This is a genomic window from Neisseria sp. CCUG17229, assembly GCF_047839235.1.
Lineage (GTDB): Bacteria > Pseudomonadota > Gammaproteobacteria > Burkholderiales > Neisseriaceae > Neisseria > Neisseria brasiliensis.
This window is the reverse complement of record NZ_CP181247.1, coordinates 124,221-137,973: the sequence shown is the minus strand read 5'-3', so window position 1 is coordinate 137,973 and position 13,753 is coordinate 124,221. Positions and strand designations below refer to the sequence as shown.

14 protein-coding genes and 1 tRNA gene are annotated in these 13,753 nt (G+C 50.8%); 6 read left to right on the top strand and 9 right to left on the bottom strand.

What is annotated here, in order from left to right; all coding sequences use genetic code 11:
• The first annotated feature begins 20 nt into the window (after window positions 1-20).
• From minC to ACM67B_RS00650, 4 genes are read left to right on the top strand one after another with little or no spacing between them, the layout of a single operon-like run.
• Window positions 21-731 (top strand): septum site-determining protein MinC, encoded by a 711-nt coding sequence (gene minC, locus ACM67B_RS00665; RefSeq protein ID WP_416189733.1) that lies wholly within the window; start codon window positions 21-23, stop codon window positions 729-731.
• 42 nt (window positions 732-773) lie between these two features.
• Window positions 774-1,589, top strand: a complete 816-nt coding sequence (gene minD / locus ACM67B_RS00660) for a septum site-determining protein MinD (protein ID WP_095503070.1) — start codon at window positions 774-776, stop codon at window positions 1,587-1,589.
• A 3-nt stretch (window positions 1,590-1,592) separates the two neighbouring features.
• On the top strand, window positions 1,593-1,868 hold the full coding sequence (gene minE / locus ACM67B_RS00655) for a cell division topological specificity factor MinE (RefSeq protein WP_095503071.1): 276 nt from the start codon (window positions 1,593-1,595) through the stop codon (window positions 1,866-1,868).
• On the top strand, window positions 1,865-2,785 hold the full coding sequence (locus tag ACM67B_RS00650) for a hydrogen peroxide-inducible genes activator (RefSeq protein ID WP_095503072.1): 921 nt from the start codon (window positions 1,865-1,867) through the stop codon (window positions 2,783-2,785). Before minE ends, ACM67B_RS00650 begins: the two co-directional genes overlap by 4 nt.
• Before the next feature lie 215 nt (window positions 2,786-3,000).
• Here the strand turns inward: ACM67B_RS00650 and ACM67B_RS00645 are convergent, their stop codons facing one another.
• The 3 genes from ACM67B_RS00645 to ACM67B_RS00635 form a co-directional block, all read right to left on the bottom strand.
• Window positions 3,001-4,416: an alanine/glycine:cation symporter family protein gene (locus ACM67B_RS00645; RefSeq protein WP_095503073.1), complete on the bottom strand. Its 1,416-nt coding sequence runs from the start codon at window positions 4,414-4,416 to the stop codon at window positions 3,001-3,003.
• 211 nt (window positions 4,417-4,627) lie between these two features.
• The gene (lysS, locus tag ACM67B_RS00640; RefSeq protein WP_416189732.1) at window positions 4,628-6,139 is read right to left on the bottom strand and encodes a lysine--tRNA ligase; all 1,512 of its coding nucleotides are present in this window, start codon (window positions 6,137-6,139) and stop codon (window positions 4,628-4,630) included.
• Window positions 6,140-6,320: 181 nt separating this feature from the next.
• A tRNA-Lys gene (locus ACM67B_RS00635) sits at window positions 6,321-6,396 on the bottom strand.
• 165 nt (window positions 6,397-6,561) lie between these two features.
• On the opposite strand from ACM67B_RS00635, the gene ACM67B_RS00630 reads away from it, so the two are divergent.
• Window positions 6,562-6,885: a hypothetical protein gene (locus tag ACM67B_RS00630; RefSeq protein WP_416189731.1), complete on the top strand. Its 324-nt coding sequence runs from the start codon at window positions 6,562-6,564 to the stop codon at window positions 6,883-6,885.
• 64 nt (window positions 6,886-6,949) lie between these two features.
• Here the strand turns inward: ACM67B_RS00630 and ACM67B_RS00625 are convergent, their stop codons facing one another.
• Complete coding sequence (locus tag ACM67B_RS00625; RefSeq protein WP_095503076.1) at window positions 6,950-7,399, bottom strand: CopD family copper resistance protein; 450 nt, start codon at window positions 7,397-7,399, stop codon at window positions 6,950-6,952.
• 186 nt (window positions 7,400-7,585) lie between these two features.
• Here ACM67B_RS00625 and ACM67B_RS00620 point away from each other — a divergent pair, with 186 nt between their 5' ends.
• Complete coding sequence (locus tag ACM67B_RS00620; RefSeq protein ID WP_416189730.1) at window positions 7,586-7,795, top strand: glycine zipper 2TM domain-containing protein; 210 nt, start codon at window positions 7,586-7,588, stop codon at window positions 7,793-7,795.
• A 233-nt stretch (window positions 7,796-8,028) separates the two neighbouring features.
• On the opposite strand, the gene ACM67B_RS00615 is transcribed toward ACM67B_RS00620, so the two are convergent.
• The 5 genes from ACM67B_RS00615 to ACM67B_RS00595 all read right to left on the bottom strand — a co-directional run bounded on the left by ACM67B_RS00615 (window position 8,029) and on the right by ACM67B_RS00595 (window position 13,421).
• Window positions 8,029-8,802, bottom strand: coding sequence for an IS3 family transposase (locus ACM67B_RS00615; protein ID WP_416188878.1), 774 nt, complete (start codon window positions 8,800-8,802; stop codon window positions 8,029-8,031).
• A 23-nt stretch (window positions 8,803-8,825) separates the two neighbouring features.
• Window positions 8,826-9,182 (bottom strand): helix-turn-helix domain-containing protein, encoded by a 357-nt coding sequence (locus ACM67B_RS00610; protein ID WP_416188879.1) that lies wholly within the window; start codon window positions 9,180-9,182, stop codon window positions 8,826-8,828.
• Window positions 9,183-9,276: 94 nt separating this feature from the next.
• Window positions 9,277-10,602, bottom strand: a complete 1,326-nt coding sequence (gene waaA, locus ACM67B_RS00605; protein ID WP_416189729.1) for a lipid IV(A) 3-deoxy-D-manno-octulosonic acid transferase — start codon at window positions 10,600-10,602, stop codon at window positions 9,277-9,279.
• A gap of 208 nt (window positions 10,603-10,810) precedes the next feature.
• Window positions 10,811-11,953, bottom strand: a complete 1,143-nt coding sequence (locus ACM67B_RS00600; protein WP_416190487.1) for an FUSC family protein — start codon at window positions 11,951-11,953, stop codon at window positions 10,811-10,813.
• Window positions 11,954-12,134: 181 nt separating this feature from the next.
• Entirely contained in the window at window positions 12,135-13,421 is a 1,287-nt protein-coding gene (locus tag ACM67B_RS00595) for an FAD-binding domain-containing protein (RefSeq protein WP_416189728.1), read from the bottom strand.
• Window positions 13,422-13,753 lie beyond the last annotated feature (332 nt).

Genomic DNA, 13,753 nt, shown 5'->3' with positions numbered 1-13,753 from the left:
TTTTTTATTGTTTACTCACTATGAAACCCGCGTTTGACGTTAAGTCGGCACGATTGGATGTGTTGGCTATTCATCTGCATACCACAGATTTGACTGAACTGGAAGAGTTTCTACGCCAGCGTACCGGTCAATACCAAGGTCTGGAAATTGTACCGTTTGTTTTGGATATGCAGGATTTCGAACACCCGGAATCATTGGATTTGGCTGCGGTTATTTCGCTGTTTGCCCGCTACGGCATGCAGATTTTGGGCTTGCGTCACGACAATGAAGCATGGGCCGACTATGCCACACGCTATCATTTGGTGTTCAGCCGTGGTGAGAAATCGGATACGCCTCAACCACCACAATTGCAACCGGCCGACATTCAAGCCGTATCCACCACCGTCATCAGCAATCCGACCATATTAATCAGCACCCCTGTGCGCACGGGCCAACAAGTTTACGCAGAAAACGGTGACTTAATCGTCACCGGCATCGTCAGCCAAGGCGCGGAACTGATTGCCGATGGCAACATCCACATTTACGCCCCTATGCGCGGCCGTGCCTTGGCCGGTGCCAAAGGTGACACCAATGCACGCATTTTCATCCATTCCATGCAGGCCGAATTGGTTTCCGTGGCCGGCATTTACCGCAATTTCGAGCAGGATTTACCCGAACACCTGCACAAACGCGCGGTGCAAGTTTCATTGCAAGACAACCGCTTGGTTATCAGCGCAATCGACACCGAATAATGTTTTAAAATCTTAAATTTGAGTATCTGAAAAGGAAATATCGTGGCAAAAATTATTGTGGTAACTTCAGGTAAAGGCGGCGTGGGCAAAACCACCACCAGCGCCAGTATTGCAACCGGTCTGGCCTTACGCGGCCACAAAACCGCCGTCATCGACTTCGACGTCGGCTTGCGTAACCTTGACTTGATTATGGGCTGCGAACGCCGCGTTGTGTACGACTTGATCAACGTGATCCAAGGCGAAGCCACACTGAACCAAGCCCTGATTAAAGACAAAAACTGCGAAAACCTGTTTATCCTGCCGGCTTCACAAACCCGCGACAAAGATGCCCTAAGCCGCGAAGGCGTAGCAAAAGTGATGGAAGAATTGGCCGGTAAAAAAATGGGCTTCGAATACATCATCTGCGACTCGCCTGCCGGTATCGAACAAGGTGCACTGATGGCCTTGTATTTTGCCGACGAAGCCATCATCACCACCAACCCTGAAGTATCAAGCGTGCGCGACTCTGACCGTATCTTGGGTATCTTGCAAAGCAAATCACGTAAAGCCGAACAAGGTGACACAGTCAAAGAGCATTTACTGATTACCCGCTACTCACCTGAGCGCGTGGAAAAAGGCGAAATGTTGTCAGTACAAGACATTTGCGACATTTTGCGCATTCCGTTGTTAGGCGTGATTCCTGAGTCACAAAACGTGTTACAGGCTTCCAATGCCGGCGAACCGGTGATTCACCAAAACAGCGCGGCAGCTGCTGAAGCCTATAAAGACGTGATTGCCCGTCTGCTGGGTGAAAATCGCGAAATGCGTTTCCTCGAAGCAGAGAAAAAAGGCTTCTTCAAACGCTTGTTCGGAGGTTAAGCCATGTCTTTGTTAGATATCCTGTTTGGCCGAAAGCCGAAAACCGCCGAAGTAGCACGCGACCGTCTGCAAATCATCATTGCGCAAGAGCGCGCCAATGAAAACGGTAACAGTGCGCCGGATTACCTGCCGACGCTGCGTAAAGAGCTGCTGGAAGTGCTGTCTAAGTATGTCAACGTTTCCTTAGACGATATCCGCATTTCCCAAGAAAAACAAGACGGCTTGGACGTTCTTGAACTGAACATCACCCTGCCTGAACAAAAAAAGGCCGCTGAATGACTTTAACCGAATTGCGTTATATCGTCGCCGTTGCCCAAGAGCGCCATTTCGGCCGCGCAGCGCGACGCTGCTTTGTCAGCCAGCCTACCCTTTCCATTGCGATTAAAAAGCTGGAAGAAGAGTTGTCGGTTTCACTGTTTGACCGCAGCAGCAACGACATCATCACCACCGAAGCGGGCGAACGCATCGTTGCCCAAGCCCGCCGCGTGTTGGAAGAAGCCGATTTAATCAAGCATTTGGCCAACGAAGAGCAAAACGAATTGGAAGGCGCATTCAAGTTGGGCCTGATTTTCACCGTGGCTCCTTATTTGTTGCCGAAGCTGATTGTTTCACTGCGCGACACCGCGCCGAAAATGCCGCTGATGCTCGAAGAAAACTACACCTACACGCTGACCGAATCGCTCAAACGCGGCGATTTAGATGCCATCGTGGTGGCGGAACCTTTCCAAGAGCCGGGCATTGTGACCGAGCCGTTGTATGACGAACCATTCTTCGTGATTGTGCCCAAAGGCCATCCGTTTGAAGAACTGGATGCCATCACCCCGAGCATGTTGGCCGAAGAACAAGTCTTGCTCTTGACCGAAGGCAACTGCATGCGCGACCAAGTATTGTCGAGCTGCTCGGAATTGGCTGCCAAGCAAAAAATCCAAGGTTTGACCAATACCTTGCAAGGCAGCTCTATCAACACCATCCGCCACATGGTCGCCAGCGGCTTGGCCATCAGCGTGATGCCGGCCACTGCCCTGACGGAAAACGATCATTTGTTGTTCAGCATCATTCCGTTTGAAGGAACTGCGCCCAACCGCCGTGTGGTGTTGGCCTACCGCCGCAATTTCGTGCGCCCGAAAGCATTGACCGCTTTACGCGCCGCGATTTTGAATTCGCAATTAAACGGTGTGTCATTTGTGAAAGATTAAGTGAGTTGATTAAAAAAGGCCGTCTGAAATTCAGACGGCCTTTTATTATCTTCAACCGCATTCCCGATTGAATCGACTATACATTGGATGTTTTGCGGCGCATCGCTTTATCTCAAATACTGATGAGAATAAACGACTGACTTCGCCTTAAGCTTTCCCAACAACCTATCACAAAGGCCGTCTGAAACGTTTCAGACGGCCTTTGCTTATTCTTCTTACCAAATATCCGATTTGACTTTGCGTTTCAAACCCGGATGTTCCGATAATTTGAATTCAGGCTCTTTGCCCATTTTCAATTTGACGGTGTAGTCTTTCAGCAGCAGGAACACCAGCGGCGACAACAGTAAAATCGCAATCAAGTTAATCCATGCCATCGTACCCATCGCCATATCGGCCATGTCCCACACCAGCGGCACACTCTGCACCGCGCCGAAATACACCATACCCAGCACACCCATGCGGAACACGGCCATAATCAGCCAATTGCTCTTGATAAATTGCACATTGGATTCGGCATAAGCGTAGTTGCCGATGATGGTCGAAAAGGCAAACATAAACAGAATCACGGCCAAGAAATCCGCGCCCCAGTCACCCACTTGCGCCACAATCGCCGCTTGAGTGAGTTGTACACCGCTCAAATCGCCACCGTGCACATCCGACACCAACACCACAAACGCAGTGCACGAACACACGATAATGGTATCAACAAACACGCCCAGCATCTGAATCATGCCTTGCGACACCGGATGTTTCACTTCCGCCGCAGCGGCCGCATTCGGTGCCGAACCCTGACCTGCTTCGTTGGAATACAGGCCGCGTTTGATGCCCATCATCATGGTTTGCGAAATCAGGCCACCGAGCAAACCGCCACCGGCCGCATCGACTTTAAACGCATCAGCAAAAATCATGCTGAAGACTTGCGGAATCATGTTCAGATTGCTGAACACGATATACAGCGCCAGCAGCAGATACAATACCGCCATCAGCGGCACAATTGCTTCGGCCAGCTTCGCCACGCGGCGGATGCCACCAAAAATCACCGGTGCGGTGAGAATCACCAAGGCCACGCCGGTCACGTGTTTGTTCCAGCCCCATGCCACTTCGGTCGCCGCCACGATGGTATTGGATTGCACCGCTTCATACACGAAGCCGAAACAGAAAATCAGGCTCAAGGCAAACAACACGCCCAACCAACGCTGACCCAAACCCTGCGTGATGTAATACGCCGGACCGCCGCGGAAATGATGGTTGTCGTAATCGCGGATTTTAAACAGCTGCGCCAACGACGATTCAGCAAAGGCCGAACTCATGCCGATTAAGGCCACTATCCACATCCAAAACACCGCACCCGGACCGCCAACACTGATGGCAATCGCCACACCGGCAATATTGCCCACCCCCACGCGGCTGGCCAAACCGGTCACAAACGCTTGAAACGGCGTAATCCCGTGCGGATCGCTACCTTGCTTGCGGCCGCCCAGCATTTCTTTCACACTGCGGCCAAACAGTCGAAATTGGACAAAGCCGGTCGCTACGGTAAAAAACAAACCCGCACCCAGCAATAAGAAAATCAGGCCGTTCCACAGCGGGCCGTTGATGGCATTCACCCATTGGTGTAAAGATTCGGTCATAATCACCTTTCAAAATCAAAAACGGTTTCAGACGGCCTGTTCAATCAGGCCGTCTGAATTGTAAACAATTGTAGCAGATTGTTGATATTTGTGTAAGCGCCTGTTTAAACGGTTGTATTTTCAGAAATCCCAACGTCTTTACTGCAGCCGTACACCATCATGCACACAAAAAAGCCGTCTGAACGTTTCAGACGGCCTTGAAAATAACGTTTTATTCCGGACGCATTTGCGGGAACAAAATCACATCGCGGATGGTTTGCGCATCGGTCAGCAGCATCACCAAGCGGTCGATGCCGATACCGCAACCACCGGTCGGCGGCAAACCGTATTCCATCGCGCGGATGTAGTCGGCATCGTAATGCATGGCTTCATCGTCGCCGGCATCTTTTTGTGCCACTTGCGATTTGAAGCGGTTGGCTTGGTCTTCCGGATCGTTCAACTCAGAATAGCCGTTGGCCAATTCGCGGCCGACCACAAACAATTCAAAACGCTCGGTCAAACCCGGTTTGCTGTCGGAGGCGCGTGCCAATGGCGACACTTCGACCGGATAGTCCACGATGAAGGTCGGGTTCCACAATTTGCTCTCGGCGCAACCTTCAAACAATGCCAATTGCAGGCTGCCGATGCCCGGTGATGGCGGCAGGCTCTCGCCGTGTTTGACGATTTCTTTTTTCAGCCATTCGGCATCGTTCAACTGCTCGTCGGTGTACTGCGGGTTGTATTTTTTAATCGCACCTAAAATTGTCAAACGCTCAAACGGGCTTTCCAAATCGACTTCTTTGCCGTTGTAGCTGATTTTGGCCGTGCCGTTAACTGTTACCGATGCGCTGCGGATGATGTCTTCCGCCATTTGCATCATGCGTTCGTAATCGGAAAACGCTTCGTAGAACTCAATCATGGTGAATTCAGGATTGTGGCGCACCGACATACCTTCGTTACGGAAGCTGCGGTTAATTTCAAACACACGCTCCAAACCGCCAACCACCAAGCGTTTCAGATACAATTCCGGCGCGATACGCAGATACAGCGGAATATCTAAAGCATTGTGATGGGTCACAAACGGTTTGGCCGTGGCGCCGCCCGGAATCGGGTGCATCATCGGCGTTTCCACTTCCAAATATTGCTCGCCCACCATGAAATTGCGTACTGATTGGATAATCTGGCTGCGTTTGATGAAGGTTTGGCGCGATTCTTCGTTGGCAATCAAATCCACATAGCGCTGGCGGTATTTGGTTTCTTGGTCAGACAAGCCTTTGTGTTTGTCCGGCAGCGGGCGCAGCGATTTGCTCAACAAGTAAATCGCCGACACACGTACGGTCAGTTCGCCGTGGTTGGTTTTGAACAAGGTGCCTTCCGCGCCGACGATGTCACCCATGTCCCAATGTTTGAAATCATCGTGCGCCGCTTCGCCCACGCCTTGATTGTTGATATACAGCTGGATTTGACCACTGGCATCTTGAATAGTCGCAAAACTGGCTTTACCCATCGCGCGCTTGAGCATCATGCGGCCGGCAATTTTCACCGGCACGGCTTGCGGATCAAGCTCTTCTTTGCTCAAGGCATCGTATTGGTTGTGCAAATCGGCGGCAAAGCTGTCGCGTTTGAAATCGTTGGGATAGGCATTGCGTACTTTGCGGATGTCGTTGAGTTTCTCGCGGCGCAAGGCCATGATTTGGTTTTCGTCAAGTTGCGGCTCGACAGACGGATTGTGCTGTTCGCTCATGGTGTTTTCCAAAAATAAAGACAGGCCGCGGATTCAGACGGCCTTTTGAGAAGATAATAAAATTGCGCATATTTTACGCGAAACCGCTTGTTTTATCTAGTAAAGGCCGTCTGGAATCACGTACAACCTTTTGCAACAAGCGTAAAAAAACCTGCTTATTGCTAAGCAGGTTTTCTTTATCTGGTGGGTCGTGAAGGATTCGAACCTTCGACCAACGGATTAAAAGTCCGCTGCTCTACCGACTGAGCTAACGACCCGATAAGCTGCGTATTATAGAGACCGGATTTTTTACTGTCAACACTTTTTTGAAAAAATTTTTATTTCAGGCATTTTTGATTGAAATAAAGCTGTCGCAATGCATACGCTGTGCTATGATTTTCCATCGGCTCAAAACCGATACGTTGATAATGAAAGGACAAAATATGAAAAAATTTCTGATTGCTGCGATGATGGTAGCCGGTTTGGCCGCTTGTTCACAAGAAGCCAAACAAGAATCTAAAGAAGCGGCTCAAGCCGTAGCCTCTGATGCCAAAGCTGCTGCAAACGATGCAGCTGCTGCAGTAAAAGAAGCCACTGATAACGCCGCTTCTGCCATGACTGATGCCAAAAACGATGCCAAAGATGCGGCAAACGATGCGGCTGACGTAGCCAAAGACGCAGCTGCTGATGCCAAAGATGCGGCTGAAAACGCTGTTGAAGCAGCGAAAGACGCAGCTCAAGAAGCCAAAGACGCAGCCACTAAATAATTTTAGTATCCTGCAGCAAAAGACCGTCTGAACATTCAGACGGCCTTTTTTTTTCATCTCGTTATCACCACACCCAATAAAACATCGCTTTAGCGAAAAACACAATCAGCAGCATATGGGTAAACACCACAACATGAATGTATTTCGACCAACCCACGGTTAAGGTGCCGCGCGCCATTTTGACCACGGCGATGGCAAAATGCAGCAACACGCTAAATGCCAGCAATACCTTGAGAAACAGCATCGTACCGAAAGACGATGCAAACGGCTGATGAAACACCGGCACATAGCGTTCAAACACCATCACCAAGCCCGATAAAAACAACACAATCACCACCGGCGGCATCACCCGCACGGCGCGATACGACATCGCTTTTTCCACTTCGCGCCGCGCCTCGCGCGATACGCGCTTGGTGTGCATAACCGACAACACCAGCATTTCAAAAAAAACGCCGCCGACAAAAGCAATCGCACAAAATAAATGCACAATGTGTGCCACCGCATAAATACTCATCGCTGATTCTCTATTCTTCTAAAATTGCCGCCATAGTGTACACCTGCTGCGAAAGAAGTGTCACGCATAAAAAAATTTTCTTAGTTTAAAGAGTCTTTACTTTTATAAGATATTATTAAACCAAGTTTGTGCCATACTAGCCAAACAACACCGAACAACAAAAATCCTTTTGGATTGGAGACTTTTATGAAATCAATGATCACCAAAACCGTTGCCCTGATTGCCGTTGCCGCTTCTTTGAGCGCATGTGCCGGCGGTATGTCAACTTCCCAACGTAACACCGCAACCGGCGCTGTTGTCGGTGGCGTAGCAGGTAACCTGTTGGGTGGCGATACAGCTTCTACTTTGGGCGGTGCAGCCTTGGGGGGTGTAATCGGCAGCCAAGTAAACCGTTAATCCGGCCAAACAATAAAATCTGAGACCTTTGCAAAACCCTAGATTTGAGTGCAATTCAAAGTTGTAACAGCACAGAAAGCGCAGACATATCACTTTAGATAGGCAAGCTTTCGAGCAGCACACAACGAAAAAATGTGCCAACGATAGGGATTTTACAAAGGTATCAGGCCGTCTAAAACCTTAACTCTAGTTGTGAACTGTCCCCCAATTCTTGGACAAATTAAAAATCTTTCTCAAACAGCCTGTTCAAGCTGGGTCCTGTAAGCCACAGGACTCAGCTTTTTTAAATTCAAACTAATACGTTCATAATTGTAGTAACGTATGTAATCATCTATCACTTTGGTCAACTCTGCCACCGATAACACACCTTCCTGATAGAAGCTTTCCACTTTTAATGTCCCGAAGAAACTCTCCATCGGTGCATTGTCCCAGCAATTCCCTTTGCGCGACATGCTCTGCACAATGCCTTTCTCCGCCAGCTTTTCCCGATAAGCCTGAGTTCGGTAAAGCACACCTTGGTCAGAATGCAGCAGCGGGGTCTGCCCTTTCAGACGGCCGAATGCCTTATCCAGCATCTGCATGACCATCTTGCTGTCCGGCTTTCTACTGAGCTCATAAGCCACAATCTCACGATTGAATACATCCAATATCGGCGATAAGTACAGTTTGCCGTCGGTGCATTTAAACTCGGTCACATCGGTCAACCATTTATCTCCCGCTTTATCAGCAGTGAATGCACGCTTAAGGATGTTTTTCGACGTCTCTCCTATAACTTGCGGACGATAGGATTTTTTGTTGCGCACTTTGGCTTTCAAACCCAATAATCCCATAATACGCTGCACTTTCTTTTTATTCCACGATAATACAGCTCCAATCCGCCGTTGGCCGTAGCGACCTTTGTGTTGGTGATAAACTTCACTCACCGCCGCTTTGGCTTCCATATCGGGATCGGATTTACCGATGTGGTAGTAGAAACTGCTTTTGGGTATGCCGGCACTGTGCAACAAGTATTTCAGCAGGTGCTTCGCCCTCAGCGTTTGAACGGTTTCGCAACTTTGGTGGCGTTCTTTTCGTTGAGGGCTTTCATGTGCTTTAGGTAGTCGATCTCCGCCCTCATGTAGCGTAACTCTTCAATCAGCTCTGCCTGAGTTTTTTCATGGTCGGGTTTGTCGACGATAAAGGGATTGTTGCGTTTGGTCTGCGTAGTCTTCATAAGCGTAGCCTGTGGGTGCTGAAGTGCGGCTATACCGCCTTGACGGTAGGCGGCAATCCAACGGCGCAGGTGGGTGCGTGAGACGTTGAAATGGTCTGCGGTACGCTGTTGGCTGTGCACTTGATGGTAATGGAGTACGGCTCGGTATTTGAAGTCTAGTGTATATTTGGACATAAGAAAACTGCACCTTTTTAAGTTGGGGGGAAGTGTCCAACTTTTGGGGTGCAGTTCATTGGTTTCAGACGGCCTTTTTCTTATGTGGAAAAACTTATTTGCCCACAACCACCGGTGCAGTTGCTTCTTCATCATCTTTTTTAAAGCGCAGCACTTCTTTTTTCAAAATCATTTTGCCGATTTCATAAGCCATGCGCTCGCTCGCGCCTCGGTGTGCCGACACAAACGCTTCGGCATTGCCGCTAAACCGGTTGCTCACTTCTGCATCATTCAAACAGGTTTCAGCGGCTTGCAACCACTCTTCTGCACTCTTAATCTGTTGCGCCGCACCGGCTTTAACCGCCAAATCACACGCGGCAGCAAAATTATAAGTGGACGGACCAAACAAAGTCGGCACGCCGCAGGCAATCGGTTCGATGATGTTTTGACAGCCGGTATCAACCAAACTGCCGCCGACAAACGCCACATCTGCGCTCAAATAATAGGCAAATAATTCGCCCATGCTGTCGCCAATCCACACTTGCGTTTGCGGCGACACCAAGTCATTGTCGCTGCGTTTTTGTACCGTAAAGCCCAATTCGACTGCGGTATCGAAGGCCGTCTGAAAACGCTCGGGATGGCGCGGCACAATCACTAATAAAGCATCGCCTTGATAGCGCTGCCATGCTTTCAATAATAACTCGGCTTCATCAGTGCCTTTGTGCGCACGCGTACTGGCACACAACACCACCGGCCGGTTGCCGATGCGTTCCTTAAATGCTGCCGCCAACGCGCGCATGCCTTCCGGCGGGGTGATATCGTATTTGGTGTTGCCGCAGACATGCACATTCGATGCGCCGATTAAGTGCAGGCGCTCGGCATCGGCGGCGGTTTGGGCAAAGCAGCCACACAAAGTTTGCATGGCAGGTGCGACCAAACGGCGGATTTTCAAATAGCCGTTTTGCGATTTTTCCGACAAGCGCGCGTTCGCCAAAAACAGTGGCACGCCCTCTTCAGCACAACCATAAATCAAATTCGGCCAGATTTCGGTTTCCATCAACACACCAAACCGCGGCTTGTGTTCGCGCAAAAATTGCTCAATCCACTCCGGCTTGTCATACGGCAGGTAACGGCATTGCGCATCGGGGAACAATTCTTCGGCAGCGGCGCGGCCGGTCGGCGTCATCTGTGTCAGCAACAGCGGCGCATCGGCAAAATAGCGGCGCAAAGCAGTAATCAACGGCTGCGCGGCGCGGGTTTCCCCCACCGACACGGCGTGAATCCAAATCGGCTGCTGCACCGGATTGTGCAAAGGCGCGCCGAAACGTTCGTCCCAGTTATCCAAATAAGCAGGCGATTTGTCGGCACGTTTTTTTAGGTAGCGGCGAATCAGCGGCGGTGCTGTTTTCCAAAGTTGTGTGTAAAGCCAACGGTTGATCATGCTATTTCTACTTTGTGGTTGTCGTTATTTAGTCAATATTCTAGCTTATTTAATCGCAAACGGAAAACAAAAGCCGTCTGAAAACATGAATCATCGGCTTTCAGACGGCCTTGTGGATAAGCTGATATTAACAGATTATTGTTTTCTCGAAAGGGCATCATCATACAATAGACCACCCCGTTTTTTGATGACAAACTCAAATTTATTTTCAGACGGCCTGCTCTTCCGAAACTTCGCCTGCTCTACGCTCCAGCAAATAAGTGCGCAAACGCTGCAATTCATAGCCATCGAGCCAGCGGCGGCGGGTGCGCTGCAGCAAAATCACCAAGCCGGAGACTTCGTTGCGGGTGTTGGCACCGAGCCATAAAAAACCCTGCCAATCAAACGGCAAATGCTGCGCCAGCTTTTCCAATTCGGGATTCGGGCCGTTGTCAAAACGAATGCGGCGCGCGTAGTGGCCTTTAATCAGGCGCACGGTCAAACGCAATTCGCGCTGCAATTGGGCAAACTGGCGGCTGATGAGTTTGGCTTCGGCTTCGCTGATTTCCGGCTGCTGCAGCTTGGCCGAAGTGGTGAGCAGCAATTCGGTGCTGTTGACGATTTTGCGGTGTGCCAACTGCATCGACTCCATCATCGGTTTGCTGATGTGGCTCTCGCCCGACATGGCATCGAGATGGCTGCGGCTTTTCACCAAACGCGCATTAATCTGCTTCATTTGGACGCGGTTTTGCGCCAAACGTTCGCGCGTCATGCGTTGGCCGTTGCTCACTTCAGCGATGATGCGGCTGCATTCGGTCAGGTTGTCTGCCAACATAAAACGCCACATCAAAGTCGAGCGCAAAGGCAGTAATTTGGCCGCGCCAATCGCAATCAGCGCGCCAATCAACACATTCAAGGCACGGGTCACACCGCTATCGAGCCAATCCATGCTGCTGTCGCCAATCAGCATACACATGGTCAAGCCGACCAGCATCGGCATGTAGCCGTTTTTTCCGACCGCCGCCCAGCCCGACAACGCGCTCAACACGCCCACCGCCACATAAAACAAAATGCCGCCGTGAAAATAATGCTGGTTCAGCCACAACACACTCAAGCCCACGCCCAAACCGATGACCGTGCCGAGCATGCGCTCCACCGCCTTGGAATAAATCGCGCCCTGAAACTGCAACATGCCTAATACGATAAACACCGTCATGCCAATCCATTCTCCGTGTTCGACCTGCGGCAAACGCGCCAGCAGCGTGGCGAACACCACCGCCAAGCCCAAACGCACGGCATGAATCAGGCGGCGGTAGCGGTAGCGTTCGTAAGAATTGAGCCAGCTTTCAACAAAGTGCGTACGCTCGGACATCCGGCGGCGCGAAAAGGCGGAAGTTTTGAAGAAAGACGGTTTTTTGAATGTGAAGGGGCGCATAAATGTTGAGGTTTAAAGGGTTTATTGTTTTTAAAATAGAATCGTCTAGGCCGTCTGAAAAAGCATCGATTTTTGATCTTTTTATTTTCAGACGGCCTTTCTTAGTCGGCAATACGTTTCAAATCTCCACCATCGGCAGCGGATAGCCATGCCGGTCAACATCAGCACGCGCCAGCCACGGCGCGTGAATCACGTCTTTGGGAAGATGAGCAAGCTCGGGCAGATGGCGGCGGATAAACGTGCCATCGGGGTCGAATTGTTGCGCGGCTACAGTCGGATGCGGCACGCGCGGTGTGTGCAACGACAACAATCCGGCGGCGGTTTGCCAGTTGCCGAGATTGACGGCGGCATCATCGTCCAACTGATTGTGCGCAAACCAACGCGCGCCGTGCTGCCAAGGTTGCTGCAAGGTCACGCACCAAAACTGCGCCACTACCTGCCGCAACACCGGCGGCAACCAGCCGCTGCGCTGCAAACAACGCATGGCGGCATCGATGAGTGGAAAACCGGTTTCGCCTTGCGTCCAACGGCGAAAAAAATCGGCGTTGACGGCAATGTCGTCATCCATTTGCTGCGCCGCTTCGGGATGATGAAACATCCATTGCTGGTAAAAATCGCGCCGAATCAGGTTTTCCAGCCAATCATGCGCACCGCTCGCAGCGGCTTCAGCGGCCAACACGCGCGGCGAAATACAGCCGGCGGACAAATACGCGCCCAATTGCGACGTGGCTTTTTTGGCAGGAAAATCTTTCAGCAAAGCATACACGCCCAATTGCGGCGCAAACTGCTGCCATTGCCGCCACGCCGCCTGTTCGCCGCCTTGCTGCATCAATGCAATCGGTTCCATTTCTGGAAACGGCGGCAACTCGGCAAAGGCCGTCTGAAATGGAATTTCGGATAATGCAGACGGCCTGTGTTCAGCTATCTGCTGCGCAAACGCCTGCAACCACGCCTGTTTATACGGGGCAAATTCAAGATACGGGCGGCCGTGTTCGCTCATGATGTCGGCCTTGGCAAAGACGGCGCGGTCGTTGAAACGCTCAAAGGCAATGCCTTGCGCGTCCAGCAGCCGCCAAATGCGGTTGTCACGCTCGATTTCAGACGGTGTGTAGGCCTCATCGGCCAACACATATTGCGCATTCAAACGCGTGGCCAAATCCAGCATGGCTTCCGCCACATCGCCCTGCACGGCAAACAACGATACGCCCTTTTCTGCCAAAGCCGCCGACAATTCCGCCGCTGCCTGATGATGAAACGCCGCTTGGCGCTGATTCACGCTTTCAGACGGCCGCTGCCCAGCATACACCGCCGCCAGCGGCAAACCACGCTTTAAAGCATGTTGCAGCACGGCATTGTCGGACAGACGTAAATTGCGGCGAAACCAAATCAAGGTGATTTTTTGCATAGCTTAGGCCGTCTGAAATGAAGTCATGGAATGGATTTTAGCAGAAAAATCAGGAAATTTACGCGCAAAGTACCGCCAATAAAAAACCGCCTGCAGATTCAACCACAGGCGGAAAAACTTCATTTGCGTAAAGTTTTATTTTTTCAGTGGTCGGGTTATTGACTGAACAGCATGATAAACGCTAAGGTAAATCTTGCATCAATCTTTAGGCCATCAGCAACTTACCCCTTTGCCAAGAGATAGTGAATTGCATGGTACAACTCCTGTAAGGTTTTACACCTAGGCAGGTACCAAACAAAATCCCCGTGGCCGCGGGGATTTTGTATTTCCCC

What these genes read in the sequence shown, in the direction of transcription:
- minC (WP_416189733.1), top strand. Translation starts at nt 21, where the DNA reads ATGAAACCCGCGTTTGACGTTAAGTCGGCACGATTGGATGTGTTGGCT.
- minE (WP_095503071.1), top strand. Translation starts at nt 1,593, where the DNA reads ATGTCTTTGTTAGATATCCTGTTTGGCCGAAAGCCGAAAACCGCCGAA.
- ACM67B_RS00650 (WP_095503072.1), top strand. Translation starts at nt 1,865, where the DNA reads ATGACTTTAACCGAATTGCGTTATATCGTCGCCGTTGCCCAAGAGCGC.
- ACM67B_RS00645 (WP_095503073.1), bottom strand. Translation starts at nt 4,416, where the DNA reads ATGACCGAATCTTTACACCAATGGGTGAATGCCATCAACGGCCCGCTG.
- lysS (WP_416189732.1), bottom strand. Translation starts at nt 6,139, where the DNA reads ATGAGCGAACAGCACAATCCGTCTGTCGAGCCGCAACTTGACGAAAAC.
- ACM67B_RS00630 (WP_416189731.1), top strand. Translation starts at nt 6,562, where the DNA reads ATGAAAAAATTTCTGATTGCTGCGATGATGGTAGCCGGTTTGGCCGCT.
- ACM67B_RS00625 (WP_095503076.1), bottom strand. Translation starts at nt 7,399, where the DNA reads ATGAGTATTTATGCGGTGGCACACATTGTGCATTTATTTTGTGCGATT.
- ACM67B_RS00620 (WP_416189730.1), top strand. Translation starts at nt 7,586, where the DNA reads ATGAAATCAATGATCACCAAAACCGTTGCCCTGATTGCCGTTGCCGCT.
- ACM67B_RS00610 (WP_416188879.1), bottom strand. Translation starts at nt 9,182, where the DNA reads ATGTCCAAATATACACTAGACTTCAAATACCGAGCCGTACTCCATTAC.
- waaA (WP_416189729.1), bottom strand. Translation starts at nt 10,602, where the DNA reads ATGATCAACCGTTGGCTTTACACACAACTTTGGAAAACAGCACCGCCG.
- ACM67B_RS00600 (WP_416190487.1), bottom strand. Translation starts at nt 11,953, where the DNA reads ATGTCCGAGCGTACGCACTTTGTTGAAAGCTGGCTCAATTCTTACGAA.
- ACM67B_RS00595 (WP_416189728.1), bottom strand. Translation starts at nt 13,421, where the DNA reads ATGCAAAAAATCACCTTGATTTGGTTTCGCCGCAATTTACGTCTGTCC.